Here is a 17,148-nt window from a genome sequence, read left to right as displayed (position 1 = left end):
GATGGCCGGCTCTTCCTGTATGATTGATCGCTCAAAGAGGTTAGGCACAATGCAGGATGCTGCCCATGTCGTGGTCGTTGATGATCACGGTGATATCCGCGATCTCGTTCGACAATATCTCGAACAGCAAGGCTACAGGGTGAGCGTTGCCGAGAGCGGCCAGGCCCTGCGGCGGCTGCTTGAACGTCATGCCGTCGATCTGATCGTGCTGGACATCATGATGCCGGGCGAAGATGGGCTTGCCGTGTGCCGGCAGGTCCGGGCGACCTCGAACATCCCGATCATCTTCTTGACCGCGATGGCGGAAGATACCGATCGCATCGTCGGGCTCGAACTCGGCGCGGATGACTATCTGGTCAAGCCGTTCAATCCCAGGGAGCTTCTCGCCAGGATCAGGGCCGTTCTTCGCCGCATGAACGACGCGCCGCAAAGGATGAGCAAAGAGCAGCTGAAGAAGGTTCGCATCGGTCCCTGGTGCGTCAACATGGGGCGGCAGGAAATTTCCGGCGACGACGGCGTCGGTGTGCCATTGAGTTCGGCCGAGTTTCGTCTGCTGAAAGTCTTCATCGAGCGCCCCGGCATCGTTTTGAGCCGCGAACAGCTCCTCGACCTTACCGTCGGCAGAACCGCTGACATCTTTGACCGCAGCATCGACAATCAGGTCAGTCGGCTGAGAAAGAAGATCGAGGACAACCCGAAAAGCCCGTCAATCATCAAGACCCATTGGGGTGGCGGTTACAGCTTGTCCGCGGAGGTGAGCTTCGAATGATGCAGCTTCTGAGACGAAGCCTCGCGGCACAGTTTATCGGCTTCACGCTCGCTGCACTGTTGATCTCGCAGGCCCTGACCTTCCTGATTTCCTGGGATGAGCGTTCCAAGGCACTCAGTGCCGCGACGAAGAGCGAGTTTTTCAGCCGCGGCACGTCGATTACGAGGCTCGTCGAGTCGATCCCTCCGCAGTTCAGGGCGCAAGCCCTGAACGCCAGCGAGACCCGGTATTCGAAATTCTGGCTGACGGACAATGAGCCGGAAGATCCGCGCACCTGGCGTCTCGATGCATTGGACCAGCTTTCCAGGCCGCTCGAAAACTTCGTCGACCTGAGCCAGGCTTACGGCTGGGCCGCGCCATCCAAGCTGAAACTGCCGGATCGAAGCGAGGTGGCATCGGAGAATGGCGGCGAGGGATGGGCTCGGCCGTCGGCCCTGCTCTGGAACCTTCCGCAGGAAGCAAAGGCAATCTATTTCGATCGCCGGAATGGTTACGGGCTCGCGGTGCAGCTCAGTGACGGCCGATGGCTCAATGTCGCCACCTACCAGGAGGACAAGGGGCGCTGGTGGACATCGAAGTCTCTGACTTCGGTCGGGCTTACCGCTCTCATCCTGGCTCTGATCGGCGTTTTCATCGCCAGCCGGATCGCACGGCCGCTGCGCAATCTCGCGCGGTCGGCGGAGGCGCTCGGGCGCGGTGAAAATCTACCGCCTCTCGCCGAAGACGGTCCCGAAGAAATTCGCCGTACCGCCGTCGCCTTCAACAAGATGCAAAGCCGGCTGCATCGGTTCATCGAGGACCGCACCAAGATGCTCGCTGCTATAGGCCACGACCTGCGCACGCCCCTGACCTCGCTGCGGCTGCGCACGGAATTCGTCAAGGATGAAGACATCCAGCGCAAGATGCTCGCCACGATCGACGAGTTGCAGAGCATGACGGAGTCGGCCATCGCGTTCACAAGAGGTGAAGCGACGGCGGAAGAGACGCGCGCAATCGAGCTTGAGGCGCTTGTCGGCAGCATCTGCGACGACCAGTCCGAACTCGGACAGCCGGTGACCTATGTCACGGGAGAAAGAACGACCTATCGCTGTCGTCCCGATGGCTTGAGGCGAGCCGTCCGCAATCTGGTTGAGAATGCGGTGCGATATGGCGGCGAGGCGAGGGTGTTTCTACGCCACACCGCCACCTCGATCGATATCGTTATCGAGGACAGTGGTCCGGGCATCCCGGAGGCGATGAAGGAAAAGGTGTTTGCCCCCTTCTTCCGGCTGGAAGCATCGCGCAACAAGGAGACGGGCGGCATCGGTCTCGGCCTGTCGATCGCGCGTGCCGTTGCCCGCCAGCATGGCGGGGATATCGCTCTGGTTTCCGTCGAGAAGGGGATGCAGGCGGTGATTTCCCTGCCCCGGGAAGGCAATGTGGAAATGACGGCGATCCGTCGGGCGCGGCGGTGGCAGCTTGTGGGACCGGTGAAACTTCCCCAGGCCGGCAAGCTGGCAGGGCGCGTCAAGCCATGACCCAGCCGACCGACCTGATATTCTAGAAGAGCCGTTTTTCTCTGCCGCGCATGGTTTATGGCAGGAGTCGTTGACTGCAGCCGGAGCGTGGGAGTGGCGTGAAGAGGCCGCTGCAAATGTGTCGGAGGTTCACCATTGTCCCTTCGCGATCCGGACCGCGCGGGCACCATCATGGCAAGATGACTTGTTTCGGCAGGGAGTGCGGGTGTCTAGGGGAATGATACGCGATCAGTGGAAGAACTGGGGCGGAAGGGGCTGCGCGCACAATTGCGGCGTTTCTCTATTCCGCAAGCCGCCCGATAACCTTGAAACGGTACTTTGCTGTCAGCCGGGTGATCCTGAATTTTCAGGGGAAATGAGGACCTGCTGAGGATTCTCGTGCCTTGGAACTCAGTCCTCCGGCCGTGACTGTGTCTCGCCCTCAAAGGCGTGACGACGCAGCTCGGATGCCAGATCCTGAGAGTTTTCTATGCCTTTGGTCGTCGCACCCAGAAGATAGTCGCTCGCCTTGCGCGCAGCTTCTTCGTCGATAATAAGCCGGTGCTGGCTGCAAAACTCGTCGAGTGCTTTTCTCGCTTCGGCAATCTGCCAGAACTCCAGGGCCATTTGGCTTCTCCCGAGATATTTTCTCACAAGTCCAATGGCAGCCGTTCTAGCAAGCCCCTGTCGCAGACCTTTGTCGAGTTTGTCGCAGAATGTTTCTTCGCGTAGCGCCTCGAGATTTTCGGCGATGCGGCTATGTCGGTAGCTGTGATATCGCGGTTGGCCTCTGGCGGAGCGTGCCTAGCCGCTGGCTCCCTCGACGAGTGTCATGGGCCATATCCGGCGGCTTACGCCGGTATAATGGCCTTGATAACCCGGCATGACCGAGAGGAGACTTTCGGCCAGGCATATGCCGAGCTCGTGCAGGGAAAGGCTGAAGCCCGTCAACGCCGGCGAAAGGAATTGCGTATGCGGGCTATGACGGCCGACAATGGCGATATCCTTGCCGGGTCGGATGCCCGCTTCCTCCAGTCCCTTGTAAAGCCCGGTGACGAGCGTTTCGTTGACAAGTGCGACCGCCGTCGGCCGCCTCGGCCTTCCTGCGATTTCCTGAGCAACTTCATAGCCACCCGTTTCGCTCGGCTTTGCGCGGAAGATATGCTCATCCGGTAGCGCCAGCCCATGCCGGGCAAGAACATCCCGGCAGCGTTCGACGAAGAGGTGCCCCAGGTTCAGGTCGCCGTTCGGCCAGATCACGCCGATCTCCCGGTGTCCTGCCCGAACAAAGCGCTCCATCGCAATCTCGGCCATGCCCTCGAAATCGAGATCGATCCAGGGCTGGCCGACATCCGTAAGGCTGCGGCCGAGCGAGATAAACGGGATCTTGTGGCGGTCCAGCAGTTCAAAGCGCGCGTCATTTCGACGTGTCGCCGAGAGAATGACGGCATCGGCAAATCCTCTCGCTACGGTGCGCTGCAGATATGCGTCGGGATCCTCCGACGACGAGCAGAGAAGTGCGACGAGATCGAGACTGTGACGCGCAAGCACGGTCTGCACGCCGTCGAAGACGCTCATGAAAAACGTGTCGCCCTGGCCGGTGATTTCCGGTCCCGTCTGCATCATGAAGCCGATGACGCCGGTCGAGCCCTTGCGAAGGGATCGACCCGATTGGTTGGCCACATAACCCAGTCTTTCAGCGGCTTCGAGAACACGCTGGCGCGTCTGCGGGTTGACGTCGGTCTTGCCGTTCAATGCCCGCGATACGGTCCCGATCGATATGTCGAGATGTTCCGCAAGTTGGCGAATGCCCTTCATGATGTGACCCGTCTTCCATCAGCGTTTCCATAAACAGTATTGACAAAATACCGGACGTGTCCATAGTTTCCGTAAACGTTTACGACGCCGATGGAGGTTGGGTTTGTAGGCGTTGTTTGGGAGGATATTCGTGACATACAACGTCGTTTTGTGTGGCTGCGGAGCGATGGCCAAGGGCTGGCTTCGCGCGGTTCGATCTATGCCGGATCTGAGTTCTGCGCTGCAGATAGTCGGCCTCGTGGATCTCGACCGCGGCACTGCGCAGGCTCTTGCCGATGAGTTCGAACTCGGTTCGGCGACGATCGGCACCGACCTGCGCGAGGTGCTCGAGCAGACGAAGGCGGATGTCGTGTTCGATGTCGTCATCCCCGCGGCGCGCCATTCCGTGGTGCGCACTGCGCTGGCCCATGGTTGCCATGTGCTGAGCGAAAAACCCATGGCCAACTCGATGGAGGAGGCAGCCGATCTCATCCGCGCGGCCCGGGAGGCGGGAAAAATTCACTCCGTAGTACAGAATCGCCGCTTCATTTCCGGCGTGCGCCGCATGCGCCGCTTCGTCGAGAGCGGGGCGATCGGGGATATAACCGCGATCCACTGCGACTTTTTCATCGGCCCGCATTTCGGCGGATTTCGCGAGCGGATGGACAATGTCCTGCTTCTGGACATGGCAATCCATACGTTTGATGCGGCACGTTTCGTCTCCGGGAAGACGCCTCTTTCTGTCTACTGTCTCGAAACGAACCCGAAGGGCTCCTGGTATGCGCATGGCGCTTCCGCCAATGCCACGTTCAGGCTCTCAGATGACGTCGTCTTCACCTATCGCGGTTCCTGGTGCGCCGAGGGCGAGCGGACGAGTTGGGAAAGCGTCTGGAGGATCGTCGGGACGGCCGGCATGCTGACATGGGACGGGGAAGACACCTTCAGGGCTTCGGTTGCAGGTGCGCAGGATGGCCTGCTGCGTGGGGCCACACCGGTGGAGGTGCCTCCTCCGACCCGGGAGGAAGATACCCATGGGCACGCCAGCGTCATTGCCGACTTCCTGACGGCCATCCGCACCGGACATGCGCCGGAGACGGCCGGTGAAGACAATATCAGGAGCCTCGCAATGGTTTTCGGCGCCATCGAGAGCGCCCGGTCCGGCCGGACCGTCGATCTTGCAGCATAGGAAAAGAGAGTGATGAGCCAGCAACAAACGCATTCCATCCGCGCCGGTACAATGGTGAGTGCCACCAAGGGACAGGCAGCCCAGCGGATATCCCAGATCGCCGACATGGGGTTCGAGAGCTTCGAGCCCTTCTTCTGGCAGACGACGAATGGCCAGGACATTGCCGAGCTCGGAAAACGATGTGTGGAGGCGATCGGTGACAGGGACATCACCATCTCGACGATCGGCATGTTCGGCAATCCGCTGGAGGAAACCGAAATCGATCTTCAGACCCTGCAGGGCTGGAAGGACTGCATCGACAACGCCCATCATTTCGGTGCCACCTGCGTGGCCGGCTTCACAGGGCGCATAAGAAACAGGCCGCTCCCCGAAAGCCTTCCGCGATATAAGGAAATCTGGAATGAACTCGCCAAGCGTGCGGCCGACAAGGGGGTGAAGATCGCCTTCGAAAACTGCGCCATGGACGGCAACTGGGCGACAGGCGACTGGAATATTGCCCATAATCCCGACGCCTGGGAACTGATCTTCAACGAGACCCCGGACGACAATATCGGTCTCGAATGGGAGCCCTGCCACCAGATGGTCTACCTGATCGATCCGCTGCCGCAGATCCGGAAATGGGCGCACAAGATCTTTCATGTCCACGGCAAGGACGCGACCATCCGCTGGGACGTGATCCGGGAGCACGGCATCTTCGGAAAACATCCGTTCGTCTTCATGCGCACGCCTGGCTTCGGTGACAGCAACTGGACGGACATCATATCGGAACTGCGCCTCGCCGGTTGGTCGGGCTCGATCGATATCGAAGGATGGCACGATCCGGTCTATCGCGATGCGCTGGAGATGACCGGTCAGGTCCATGCGCTGAACCATCTGAAACAGGCACGGGGCGGCAGTTTCGTCGTCGATCCGTCCTGATGGAAATGCCTGCCGGCTGCATGAGGAGGTTTGTGGCCGGCGAGGTGACGTGAGGATAACCTAGAAGGAGGAGAACCATGGGTATCCGAAAGCATTCGATTGCCATTGCCCTGGCCATGACATGTGCCTCGTTTGTCGGTTTCGACGTGAAGGCGGAAGACGTGAAACTGACCGTCTGGTCGCTGGACCGGGACATTCAGCCGGCCCCCAACCTGATCAAGGAATTCAACGCCCAGAATAACGGCATCAAGATCGAGTACCGTCAGATCCAGTTCGACGATGTCGTGAGCGAGGCCATGAGAGCCTATTCGACCGGCAAGGCTCCCGACATCATCGCCATCGACAATCCCAACCATGCGATGTTTGCCTCTCGCGGCGCGTTCCTCGACCTCACCGACATGATCGAGACGTCGACGGTCATAAAGCCAGAAAACTATTTTCCGGGGCCGCTGAAGTCCGCCACATGGGATGAAAAGTATTTCGGAGTGCCGAAGGCGACCAACACGATCGCGCTCTACTACAACAAGGATCTGTTCAAGGCGGCCGGGCTCGATCCGGAAAAGCCGCCGCAGACCTGGGATGAGCTCGTCGAGACGGCCAGAAAGCTCAATGACCCTTCGAAGAACATCTATGGCATCACGTTTTGCGCAAAGGCCAACGAGGAGGGGACGTTCCAGTTTCTTCCCTGGGCGCAGATGGGTGGCGCGAGCTACAAGGCAATCAACGGCGAGGGAGCCGTGCGTGCCCTCACCATCTGGAAGCAATTGCTGGACGAGAAGCTCACCTCTCCGGACACGCTGACGCGAAGCCAGTGGGATTCCACGGCGACCTTCAATGCCGGCAATGCCGCGATGGCCATCTCCGGCCCCTGGGAGATCGACCGCATGCTGGCCGATGCAAAGTTCGACTGGGGCACAGCCCTGCTGCCTGTCCACCAGGAGGGCGCGCAGCGGTCCTCGGCGATGGGCGATTACAACTGGGCGATCTTTTCCAGCACCGAGCATCCGGAAGAAGCGTTCAAAGCTCTGGAGTTCTTCGTGTCCAAGGACGCGACCATGTACAAGGACTTCGGCCAGCTGCCGGCTCGCTCGGACCTTCCCGTGCCGCCTACGGGCAACGCAGCGAAGGATGCTGCCCTCGCGACCTTCCTCGAGCAGATGAAATACGCCCAGCCGCGTGGCCCGTCTCCTGATTGGCCGAAGATCTCCAAGGCGATCCAGGACGCGATCCAGGCAGCACTCACCGGCCAGATGGCGCCCAAGGCGGCGCTCGATCAGGCAGCGGAGAAGATCAAGTCGATTGACGGCTGATGCGCCCGGCTATCCGCCCCCGTTCAACGGCGGATAGCCATATCTCGCTTCCTCCCGGACGGGATTGCCCGGCACATTGGCCTCGGGGCCGATGTGTCGGGCGGTTCCGAGCGATGACAAGAGGTTCTGATGAGACGAATGATTTCCAGCGTCAGGGACGGTCGCGGCTTTGATCTGATGCTTGTCGGCGTGCCGTTCGCCTTTCTGTTCGCGCTGGCCGGACTGCCGTTGATCTACAACATCCTGATGAGCTTCCAGGAGGTCGACATGTTCAGCCTCGGCAGTTTCATCCGGCCATTCGTCGGCTTCGACAATTATGCGGCCCTGTTCCGTCAGCCGGAAACCTGGCCGATCCTGACGAATACGCTGGTGTTCGTCGTCGGCTCGATCGCGGGCCAGTTCGCGATCGGCTTCGGGCTGGCTTTGTTCTTCTGGACGAGTTTTCCCGGCGCGAGCTGGTTGCGGGGTCTTTTTCTGGTCTCCTGGGTCATGCCTGGCCTGGTCGTCGGCGCGATCTGGAACTGGATCCTGTCCGGCGACTTCGGCGTGCTGAACTTTCTCCTGCGCGAGAGTGGCCTGATTGACGGCAACATCTTCTGGCGTTCGGATCCGAACTTTTCCCTATGGGCCGTGATCATCGCCAACATCTGGCTCGGGACATCCTTCAACATGATCCTCCTGTCCGTCGGGCTCTCCGCCATTCCCGGGGATCTCTACGAGGCGGCGGAAATGGATGGCGCCAATGCCTGGCAGAGGTTCTGGACGATCACGCTGCCGATGATGCGTTCGACCATCGGTGCGATCATCGCGCTTGGCCTCATCTTCACCCTTCAGCAGTTCGATCTCTTCGCGGCCATCACCGATGGCGGACCGAACAACTCTTCCAACGTCGCGCAATACTGGGCCTGGGACCTGTCCTTCCGCCAATACGACTTCGGCAGGGGAGCGACCATTTCGGTGATCATGACGGTATTCGTTATGTTTGCAGCTTTGGTCTATGTGCGCTCTACCCGTCATGAGGTGCGCGGATGAGCGAGACCGCCCGCAATCGAATGATGCTCGTGATCGCTCTCGTCATGGCTGCGATCTATCTGTTTCCGCTTTACTGGATGTACGTGACCGCGCTCAAGGGCGGCTCGGAAATGTTCGCCAATCCGCCGAGCTTCTGGCCGTCTTCGCCGCAATGGGCAACATTTACCTATGTCTGGGAAAGCCGGAACATGGGCCGTTACCTCTGGAACTCGACGGTTATCGCCTTCGGCTCCGTAGCCCTGATTGCTGTGCTGGGCACCGGTTGCGCCTATGTACTTGCGCGTTACCGCAACGTCTGGGTCGACATCGGCCTGTTCCTGATCCTCATGCTGCAGGTCCTGCCGGCATCGCTCATGGTGACGCCGATCTTCGTCGGCTTCACTCAGGTCGGGCTGCTCGACTATCCCCGGCTTGCGGTCATCCTTGCAATCGCCGCCAAGAGCATGCCGTTCTTCGTCGTTCTGGTGCGGGCGACCTTCATGGCCGTGCCGATGGAACTGGAGGAGGCGGCGCTCGTCGACGGAAATTCCCGTGTCGGCGCCTTCTTCAATATCGTCCTGCCGCTTGCCCGCAACGGTATTCTGGTCAGCGCAATCCTGATCTTCATGCAGGCCTTCGGCGAGTTCGTCTATTCGAAGTCCATGATCCAGGATGTCAGCCTGCAACCCGCAAGTGTCGGCCTGAACTCGTTCATGGGGCCGAACACCAGCGAATGGAACAACATCATGGCATACGCCACAATGTATGTGACGCCGATCCTTGCAATCTTCGTGCTCCTGCAGCGCCGCATTGTCTCCGGTCTCACATCGGGAGCCCTCAAATGACCCAGCAAATCGAGCTTTCCGGCGTCAACAAGTATTATGGCGCCTATCACGCCCTGAAGAATATCGATCTTTCGATCCGCAAGGGGATGTTCGTCGCGCTTGTCGGCCCTTCGGGATGCGGGAAATCGACGCTGCTGCGCTCGCTGGCCGGGCTTGAATCCATTTCGGGAGGCGACCTCGTGATCGCCGGCCAGCGGATGAATGATGTGCCTCCGAGAAAGCGCGACCTCGCCATGGTGTTCCAGTCCTATGCGCTCTATCCCCATATGACGGTGGAACAGAACCTGACCTACAGCCTGAGGATAAAGGGCATTAAAAAGGCCGAGGCAAGGAAGGCGGCCGAGGAAGTCGCGGCCATCACCGGCCTGTCCGACCTGCTGCACCGTTACCCGCGAGAGCTTTCCGGCGGCCAGCGCCAGCGCGTGGCGATGAGCCGGGCGATCATCCGCCACCCCAAGGCGTTCCTTTTCGATGAACCGCTCTCCAATCTGGATGCCGCATTGCGCGTCCATATGCGCAAGGAGATCAGGGCGCTTCATGACCGGCTTGGCGCGACCTCCGTCTATGTGACCCACGACCAGGTCGAGGCGATGACGATGGCCGATCATGTCGTCGTCATGCGCAGCGGCGTTATCGAGCAGCAGGGCAGGCCGCTCGAACTCTATGACCGGCCGGCCAACCGGTTTGTTGCGGGGTTTATCGGATCTCCGGCAATGAACTTCATTCCGGCCCGGACCTCGTCCGACGGCAGGTCGCTCGTCCTCGATCTTGCCGGCTCGAATGCCGTGGAACTTGAGCGATCATTGCCGCCGGAGCGGGAATTGCTGGTCGGCATCCGCCCGGAACACCTCGTGTTCGCGACGCCGGGCATGCCGGGTTTCGACGTGCCCGTTGCCGCCATCGAATCCACGGGGGCCATGACATACGTGACGACCGCCACGGCACCCGAAATCGTTGTGGTCCTGAATGGCAGGGTGACGATTGCGGCAGGCGAGACGGTGCGGCTCACCTTCGATCAATCCAATCTGCATGTTTTCGATGCCAAGACAGAGCAGCGGATTGAGCCATCCGCCTGAGAGCGCACCGGATTTTGGCTGGTACGCAGAGCGTCTTCCGTAATCGGAAGATAGTGCGGGCCGCCTGCCATCGTGCCATAGTCTCATCCAACGGGGCCGGATCATCGAGTGGAATTTGTTGAGGGCGTCCGATCCGATCCCCGGACCAGATGCACCAATCGGTTGATCAGCCGGGCCTTCCAGATTGCCCTTCGCCGGAGGAAATACATGGCAAGACATCCCAGGATCGCGTTCATCGGAGCCGGCTCGACCGTGTTCATGAAGAATATCGTCGGCGACGTATTGCAGCGGCCGGCACTTGCCGATGCCACCATCGCGCTGATGGATATCAATCCGCAGCGACTGGAAGAGAGCGCCATCGTCGTCAACAAGCTGATCGCCACTCTCGGCGTGAAGGCGAAGGCTGAGACCTATGACGACCAGCGCAAGGCGCTTGCGGATGCGGATTTCGTCGTGGTTGCCTTCCAGATCGGTGGCTACGAGCCTTGCACGGTCACCGATTTCGAAGTGCCGAAGAAATATGGCCTGCGCCAGACGATTGCCGATACGCTCGGCGTCGGCGGCATCATGCGTGGCCTGCGCACCGTGCCGCATCTGTGGAAGATCTGCGAGGACATGCTCGCCGTCTGCCCGAACGCGATCATGCTTCAATATGTCAACCCGATGGCGATCAACACCTGGGCGATTGCGGAGAAATACCCGACCATCCGGCAGGTGGGCCTTTGCCATTCGGTACAGGGCACGGCGATGGAGCTCGCCCACGATCTCGACATTCCCTATGACGAGATCCGCTATCGCTCGGCCGGCATCAATCACATGGCCTTCTTCCTCGAGTTCGAACATCGCCAGAAGGATGGAAGCTATCGCAATCTCTATCCGGATCTTCTGCGCGCCTATAGCGAAGGACGTGCGCCCAAGCCGGGCTGGAACCTGCGCTGCCCCAACAAGGTGCGCTACGAGATGCTGACGCGGCTCGGCTATTTCGTCACCGAAAGCTCGGAGCATTTCGCCGAATACACGCCCTATTTCATCAAGGAGGGGCGCGAGGACCTGATCGAGAAATTCGGCATTCCGCTGGATGAATATCCAAAACGCTGCGTCGAACAGATCGAGCAGTGGAAGGGACAGGCGGAAGCCTATCGTTCGGCAGAGCGGATCGAGGTCAGGCAGTCGAAGGAATATGCCTCATCCATCATCAATTCGGTGTGGACGGGCGAGCCTTCGGTGATCTACGGCAATCAGCGCAACAACGGCAGCATCACCTCGCTGCCCGCCAATTGCGCGACCGAAGTTCCGTGCCTGGTCGACCATAACGGCATCCAGCCGACCCATATCGGCGATCTGCCGCCGCAGCTGACGGCCCTGATGCGCACCAATATCAACGTGCAGGAATTGACGGTCAGCGCCCTGATGACGCAGAACCGGGAGCACATCTTCCATGCCGCGATGATGGACCCCCACACCGCCGCCGAACTCGATCTCGACCAGATCTGGTCGCTGGTGGATGATCTGCTCGTCGCCCACCGGGACTGGCTGCCGGAGTGGACACAGGCGCCTATCCGCCACGCGAAAGCGAGCTGATCGCCCAATGATCAGATCGCTGCGGCGCGTCCGTCGCGGCGGAAATCTGAGGGCGGCATGCCGGCAATCAGGCGGAAGGCCTTGTTGAAGGCGCTGACCGAGCCGAAGCCGCTTTCCATGGCGACACGCAGGATGCTGTCGCTGCCGTTCATCAGCATCGCCTGTGCCCGGGAAAGCCTGAGCAGCGTCAGGTATTTGATCAGCGTCATGCCGGTCGACTTGCGAAACAGGTTCATCGCGTATTTCGGATGAAGCGAGGCCGCGGCGGCGATATCGGTCGCATCTATATCTTCGAGAAAATTCGCGGCGATGAAGTCGCACATGCGCACCACGGCGATGGACGGCATGGCGGTTTCGGCATCGCTGGTCCGCGAGGTTTTGGACGTGATGACGGTATAGTCTTCCATGAACATCCGTTCGACGCGCAAGAGAAGCTCTTCGACCGCGTGCTGCGACTTCGCCTCGTCGCCCGACGTAACGTAGCGGAACCAGCGCGGAAAATTCTCGCTGTCGGCGGCGTCCGTTTGTCCGGTCAGCATCGTCGTGCCGCCCATCAGCAGCCCGGAAATCGCAGCCGGAAGCCGCATTCGGAAGAAATGTACGAGCGGAAGATGGGCGCCGGCATAGATGGAATCGGTGGAGGAATGGTCCATCCTGTGCGGCTGGCCGCCCCAGAAGACGCAGATCTGGCCGGCCGAAAGCCTGAGATCATGGCCGCCCATCCGGTAATGTACCGAGCCGCGCATCACGTAGTTGATTTCGATCTGCGCGTGCCAGTGGGGGCGTAGCATGACCTTCGGATGGCCGTGGAAGAATTGCAGCGTCGTCGGCAGGCCCTCGATGCTGCTTGCTCCCGGCTGGTAGACCGCATCCTCCTCGATCTTACTTTTCGCCAAATCGGCATTCCCTTTTTACGAGACAGATTTTCGACGCACGCTAATCTGCCCACGTTCGCTAAAGAACGGCAATTGAAAAAGGGAGGTTTTCAATGTGCTACAGGCTTCTTGGCGCGACGGCATCGCTCGCTCTTCTGGCAGTAGGGCCGGCCGCCGCGCAATCGACCGAAATCACCATCTGGAGCTGGAACGTCGCCGCCTCGGCGCTCAAATCCACGCTCGAAGGCTTCAACCAGAAATATCCTGACATCAAGGTCAACGTTCAGGACCTTGGCAACGACCAGGTGTTCGACAAGACGCTGGCCGCCTGTGCTGCCGGCGGCGACGGATTACCGGATATCGTGACTGTCGAGAATTTCGAGGCCGAACTGTTTTGGAGCCGTTTCCCAGATTGCTTCACCGATCTGACCGCGCTCGGCTACACGCCGGAGATGCAGGCGCTTTTCCCCGAGTTCAAACGGACCGAACTCGAGATCGACGGTGCCGCCTATGCGATGCCGTGGGATAGCGGGCCGGTTGCCGTGTTCTACCGACGCGACTTCTACGAAAAGGCGGGCGTCGATCCGGCGTCGATCAAGACCTGGGACGATTTCCTCGCCGCCGGCAAGAAGGTGATGGAAGCCAATCCGGGAACGGTGATGGCCCAGGCTGACTTCAACGGCGACAGCGAATGGTTCCGCATGATCTCCAACGAGCAGGGATGCGGTTACTTTTCGACCGATGGCGAGACCATCACCATCAACCAGCCCGCCTGCGTGGCGACGCTGGAAAAGGTCAAGGAGATGAAGGACGCCGGCATCATCACGGCGGCGATCTGGGACGAAAAAATCCAGGCCAACACCGCCGGCAAGGCGGCGAGCCAGATGTATGGCGCCTGGTACGAGGGCACGATCCGCTCCGGTTCTCCTGATCTCTCGGGCAAATGGGGCGTCTATCCAATGCCGAGCCTGACGGCGGACGGGCCGCATGCCGCCAATCTCGGCGGTTCGTCGCTCGCGATCAGTGAGGGTTCGGAGAACAAGGAGGCCGCCTTCAAGTTCGTCGAATATGCGCTGACGACCAATGAAGGCCAGGTGGCGATGCTCAAATCCTTCGGGCTGGTGCCGTCGCTTCTGTCTGCCGTCGAGGATCCCTTCGTCAAGCAACCGCAGCCCTATTGGGGCGGCCAGGCCGTGTGGTCCGATATCCTGTCGACGCTTCCGAAGATCAAGCCGGCGCGGGGCACGGCGTTCCAGTCGGATGCGGATTCGATCTACCAGGCCGTCCAGGCGAAATATTTCGCCAACGGCTATCCGGACGCGAAGACAGCACTCGACGATGCGGCCAAGCAGATCGAGAGCGCAACCGGGCTTCCAATCGCGGAATGACCAGGATCGCGGCCGGGGCCTTGGCTGCCGGCCGCGCATGACCGCATCAGCTTGACGGGAGAAGACCATGCGTCTGCGCAACGGGATCGCCTATGCGTTCCTGGCCCCCTATCTCTTGATCTTCGCCACGTTCTGGCTGTGGCCGATCATCAGTTCGTTCCTGATTTCCTTCCAGAACACCCGGGTCAACCCGTGGCGGTTCGCCCCGTCGCTCAACTGGGGGCGGCTCGTCGGCGATCCGGCCTTCTACAATGCGCTTTACAACACGCTGATCATTCTCGTCATCCAGGTGCCGGTCATGATCGCGCTCGCGACCGTAATGGCGGTGCTGCTGAACTCGCCGCTTCTCAAGGCGAGGCCGCTCTATCGCTTCGCCTTCTTCGCGCCTGTGGTCGTTGGCGAGGTGGCCTATGCCGCCGTCTTCCGGCTGATGTTCAGCATCGACTTCGGCATCGTCAACAAGCTGCTCGGCACGGTCGGGATCTCGGCTATCTCCTGGTTCGACAATGCGACGGCGGCAATGGCGCTTGTCATCATCGCGGTCACCTGGCGCTGGGCCGGCTATAACGCGATCATTATTCTGGCAGGGCTGCAATCCGTTCCCGGCGATGTCTATGAGGCGGCGACGCTCGATCGCGTCAGCAAGGTCCAGCAGTTCTTTCACATCACCCTGCCGTTGCTCAGGCCGATCATCCTCTTCTGCGTTGTGCTTTCGGTCATCGGGACCATGCAGCTGTTTACCGAGCCGTTTCTCATCACCAATCGCGGCGGTCCCGGTGGGGGCACGGAAACGCTTGGCCTGCTTCTCTACCGGCAGGGCTTCAACTCGCTGAACTTCGGCTACGCCTCGGCGATCGCATACACGATCGCGGCGCTGGCGGTGGCGATCTCCCTTCTCAACCTGTTCTTCGGGAGGCAAGCGAAATGAAATCCAAGTCCCGCTCGCTCCTGATGCGCCGGCTGGCGCTGCATGCGGCGCTCACGCCGCTCGCGATCATCTGGCTGTTTCCGCTCTGGATGATGTTCGTGTTTTCGACCATGCCGGACTACGGCATCTTCAACCCGGATATCGTGCTCTGGCCATCGACGAATTTCGTCGAGAACTTCAACGTCCTTCAGACGGAAACGAACTTCCTGCGGGCGATGTTCATCTCGATCACGGTGGCCGTCATCTACACGGTTCTGTCGGTCATGCTGACATCCATGGCCGGCTGGGCGCTGGCGCGATACCGGTTCGCCGGCCGTTCCATCGTCATCGCCATCATTCTCGGCACCATCACGCTGCCGTTCGCGGTCGTCGTCATCCCGCAATTCATCATGGTGGCGCGGGAATTCAAGCTGGCGAATAGCTGGGTGGCGCTGATCGTGCCGCCGCTGTTCAACTCGCTCGGCGTGCTGTTCATGCGCCAGGCATTTTCGATGATGCCTTCGGAGCTCTTCGATGCTGCCCGCGTCGAGGGCGTCAAGGAATGGCGGATTTTCCTGCACATCGCCCTGCCGCTGGCGCGGCCGACCATGGCGGCGCTCTCGATCATCCTCTTCCTCGCCTCCTGGAATAACTATCTCTGGCCGCTGCTGATCAATTCTAAGCCGGGCATGATGACGGCGCCGGTGGCGCTCGGCACGCTGATCGGCATCACCAAAGTGTCCTGGGGCGGCATCATGGCGGGGGCCGTGCTGCTGACGGCGCCGATCCTCGTCGTCTTCATCTTCCTTCAACGTCATTTCATATCCGGCATCGCAGCCGGCGCGATCAAATAGTCGGAGACCGCATGGCTGGACTTACCCTTACCAATGTCGTCAAGCGCTTCGGTGCCCTGCAGGTCGTCCATGGCGCCAACCTGGAAATCGCCGACGGAGAATTCGTCGTCTTCGTCGGGCCGTCTGGCTGCGGAAAGTCGACGCTCTTGAGGATGATCGCCGGGCTTGAGGACGTCTCCGGCGGAGAGATCGCGATCGACGGTACCGTTGTCAACGATGTGGAGCCGGCCGAGCGGCGGATCGCCATGGTCTTTCAGTCCTATGCGCTCTATCCGCATATGACGGTGCGCCGGAACCTCTCCTTCGGGCTGCAGATGAACGGCAATCCGAAAGAGGATACGGAGAGGCGCATCGCCCATGCCGCCGATATCCTGCAGATCAACGAGCTGATGGACCGCCGGCCGGCCCAGTTGTCGGGCGGGCAGCGCCAGCGCGTCGCGATCGGCCGCGCCATCGTGCGCGAACCGCAGGTCTTCCTGTTCGACGAGCCGCTCTCCAACCTCGACGCGGAGTTGCGCGTGCAGATGCGCGTCGAGATTTCCAAGCTGCACAAGCAGCTGGGCACGACGATGATCTACGTGACCCACGACCAGACCGAGGCGATGACGCTGGCCGACAAGATCGTCGTGCTGCGGGCAGGGCGGATCGAGCAGGTGGGCGCGCCGCTCGATCTGTATGACGATCCGGCCAACCAGTTCGTCGCCGGTTTCGTCGGCTCGCCGAAGATGAATTTCCTGAAGGGCAGGGTGGAGGCGGTCGGCGGCGGAAGCATCACCGTCTCCTTGATTGCCGATCCCTCGGTGCGGCTGACGATGCCGGTCAACTCAATGCCAGCGGAAGGAACGCCGGTGACGCTCGGCATCCGGCCGGAGCATTTCACCGATGCCGGCGCCGGCAATGCGGACCTGAAGGTCGCCGTCGATGTCGCCGAGCATCTTGGCCATACGAGCTACATCTACGCATCCGTTGCTGATGAGGCGCTGATCATCGAAAGGCCGGAAACGCGCCATTCAGGCCACCGGCAGGACTTTACCGTTGGACTGCCGGCAAGGCGCTGTTTCCTCTTCGACGCCGACGGCCAGCGGCTCCGCTGACCCGGCTTCATCAAACTCCCAGGACACCGAGAAGGACAAGC

16 protein-coding genes are annotated in these 17,148 nt (G+C 60.5%); 13 read left to right on the top strand and 3 right to left on the bottom strand.

Going from position 1 to position 17,148, the window contains the following annotated elements; genetic code table 11:
* Positions 1–49: 49 nt before the first annotated feature.
* Together BM216_RS14425 and BM216_RS14420 are read left to right on the top strand one after the other, a co-directional pair.
* The gene (locus BM216_RS14425; protein ID WP_092999890.1) at positions 50–769 is read left to right on the top strand and encodes a response regulator; all 720 of its coding nucleotides are present in this window, start codon (positions 50–52) and stop codon (positions 767–769) included.
* A complete protein-coding gene (locus BM216_RS14420; RefSeq protein ID WP_092999889.1) occupies positions 766–2,286 on the top strand; it encodes an ATP-binding protein in 1,521 nt (506 codons plus the stop codon). Before BM216_RS14425 ends, BM216_RS14420 begins: the two co-directional genes overlap by 4 nt.
* A 390-nt stretch (positions 2,287–2,676) precedes the next feature.
* Here BM216_RS14420 and BM216_RS14415 read toward each other — a convergent pair whose 3' ends face one another.
* Together BM216_RS14415 and BM216_RS14410 are read right to left on the bottom strand one after the other, a co-directional pair.
* Positions 2,677–2,892, bottom strand: coding sequence for a hypothetical protein (locus BM216_RS14415; protein ID WP_092999888.1), 216 nt, complete (start codon positions 2,890–2,892; stop codon positions 2,677–2,679).
* Positions 2,893–3,069: 177 nt separating this feature from the next.
* Entirely contained in the window at positions 3,070–4,083 is a 1,014-nt protein-coding gene (locus tag BM216_RS14410; protein ID WP_092999887.1) for a LacI family DNA-binding transcriptional regulator, read from the bottom strand.
* Positions 4,084–4,213: 130 nt separating this feature from the next.
* Between BM216_RS14410 and BM216_RS14405 the strand changes: the two genes are divergently transcribed.
* From BM216_RS14405 to BM216_RS14375, 7 genes are all read left to right on the top strand, one after another.
* Entirely contained in the window at positions 4,214–5,248 is a 1,035-nt protein-coding gene (locus BM216_RS14405; protein ID WP_092999886.1) for a Gfo/Idh/MocA family protein, read from the top strand.
* A 12-nt stretch (positions 5,249–5,260) separates the two neighbouring features.
* On the top strand, positions 5,261–6,166 hold the full coding sequence (locus BM216_RS14400) for a sugar phosphate isomerase/epimerase family protein (RefSeq protein ID WP_092999885.1): 906 nt from the start codon (positions 5,261–5,263) through the stop codon (positions 6,164–6,166).
* A 77-nt stretch (positions 6,167–6,243) separates the two neighbouring features.
* Positions 6,244–7,476 (top strand): ABC transporter substrate-binding protein, encoded by a 1,233-nt coding sequence (locus BM216_RS14395; protein ID WP_092999884.1) that lies wholly within the window; start codon positions 6,244–6,246, stop codon positions 7,474–7,476.
* A gap of 129 nt (positions 7,477–7,605) precedes the next feature.
* The gene (locus tag BM216_RS14390; RefSeq protein ID WP_092999883.1) at positions 7,606–8,508 is read left to right on the top strand and encodes a carbohydrate ABC transporter permease; all 903 of its coding nucleotides are present in this window, start codon (positions 7,606–7,608) and stop codon (positions 8,506–8,508) included.
* Positions 8,505–9,332 (top strand): carbohydrate ABC transporter permease, encoded by an 828-nt coding sequence (locus tag BM216_RS14385; protein ID WP_092999882.1) that lies wholly within the window; start codon positions 8,505–8,507, stop codon positions 9,330–9,332. The genes BM216_RS14390 and BM216_RS14385 overlap by 4 nt, the downstream gene beginning before the upstream one ends.
* Positions 9,329–10,408, top strand: a complete 1,080-nt coding sequence (gene ugpC, locus BM216_RS14380) for an ABC transporter ATP-binding protein (protein ID WP_092999881.1) — start codon at positions 9,329–9,331, stop codon at positions 10,406–10,408. The genes BM216_RS14385 and ugpC (BM216_RS14380) overlap by 4 nt, the downstream gene beginning before the upstream one ends.
* Positions 10,409–10,615: 207 nt before the next feature.
* Positions 10,616–11,989 carry an alpha-glucosidase/alpha-galactosidase gene (locus tag BM216_RS14375; RefSeq protein WP_092999880.1) on the top strand — a complete coding sequence of 458 codons (1,374 nt, stop codon included), beginning with the start codon at positions 10,616–10,618 and terminating at the stop codon, positions 11,987–11,989.
* 11 nt (positions 11,990–12,000) lie between these two features.
* Here the strand turns inward: BM216_RS14375 and BM216_RS14370 are convergent, their stop codons facing one another.
* Complete coding sequence (locus BM216_RS14370; protein WP_092999879.1) at positions 12,001–12,885, bottom strand: helix-turn-helix domain-containing protein; 885 nt, start codon at positions 12,883–12,885, stop codon at positions 12,001–12,003.
* A gap of 92 nt (positions 12,886–12,977) precedes the next feature.
* Between BM216_RS14370 and BM216_RS14365 the strand changes: the two genes are divergently transcribed.
* The 4 genes from BM216_RS14365 (at position 12,978) to ugpC (BM216_RS14350) (ending at position 17,107) form a co-directional block, all read left to right on the top strand.
* Complete coding sequence (locus BM216_RS14365) at positions 12,978–14,252, top strand: ABC transporter substrate-binding protein (protein ID WP_092999878.1); 1,275 nt, start codon at positions 12,978–12,980, stop codon at positions 14,250–14,252.
* Positions 14,253–14,319: 67 nt separating this feature from the next.
* Positions 14,320–15,180, top strand: a complete 861-nt coding sequence (locus BM216_RS14360; RefSeq protein ID WP_092999877.1) for a carbohydrate ABC transporter permease — start codon at positions 14,320–14,322, stop codon at positions 15,178–15,180.
* Positions 15,177–16,013 (top strand): carbohydrate ABC transporter permease, encoded by an 837-nt coding sequence (locus BM216_RS14355; RefSeq protein WP_092999876.1) that lies wholly within the window; start codon positions 15,177–15,179, stop codon positions 16,011–16,013. Before BM216_RS14360 ends, BM216_RS14355 begins: the two co-directional genes overlap by 4 nt.
* 11 nt (positions 16,014–16,024) lie before the next feature.
* On the top strand, positions 16,025–17,107 hold the full coding sequence (gene ugpC, locus BM216_RS14350) for an ABC transporter ATP-binding protein (protein WP_092999875.1): 1,083 nt from the start codon (positions 16,025–16,027) through the stop codon (positions 17,105–17,107).
* The last annotated feature ends 41 nt before the right edge of the window (positions 17,108–17,148 follow it).

The sequence above is a fragment of the Rhizobium sp. NFR07 genome (assembly GCF_900111905.1).
Classification (GTDB): domain Bacteria; phylum Pseudomonadota; class Alphaproteobacteria; order Rhizobiales; family Rhizobiaceae; genus Neorhizobium.
Note: the sequence above shows the minus strand (reverse complement) of the source record. Positions and strands in the feature narration are given on the sequence as shown.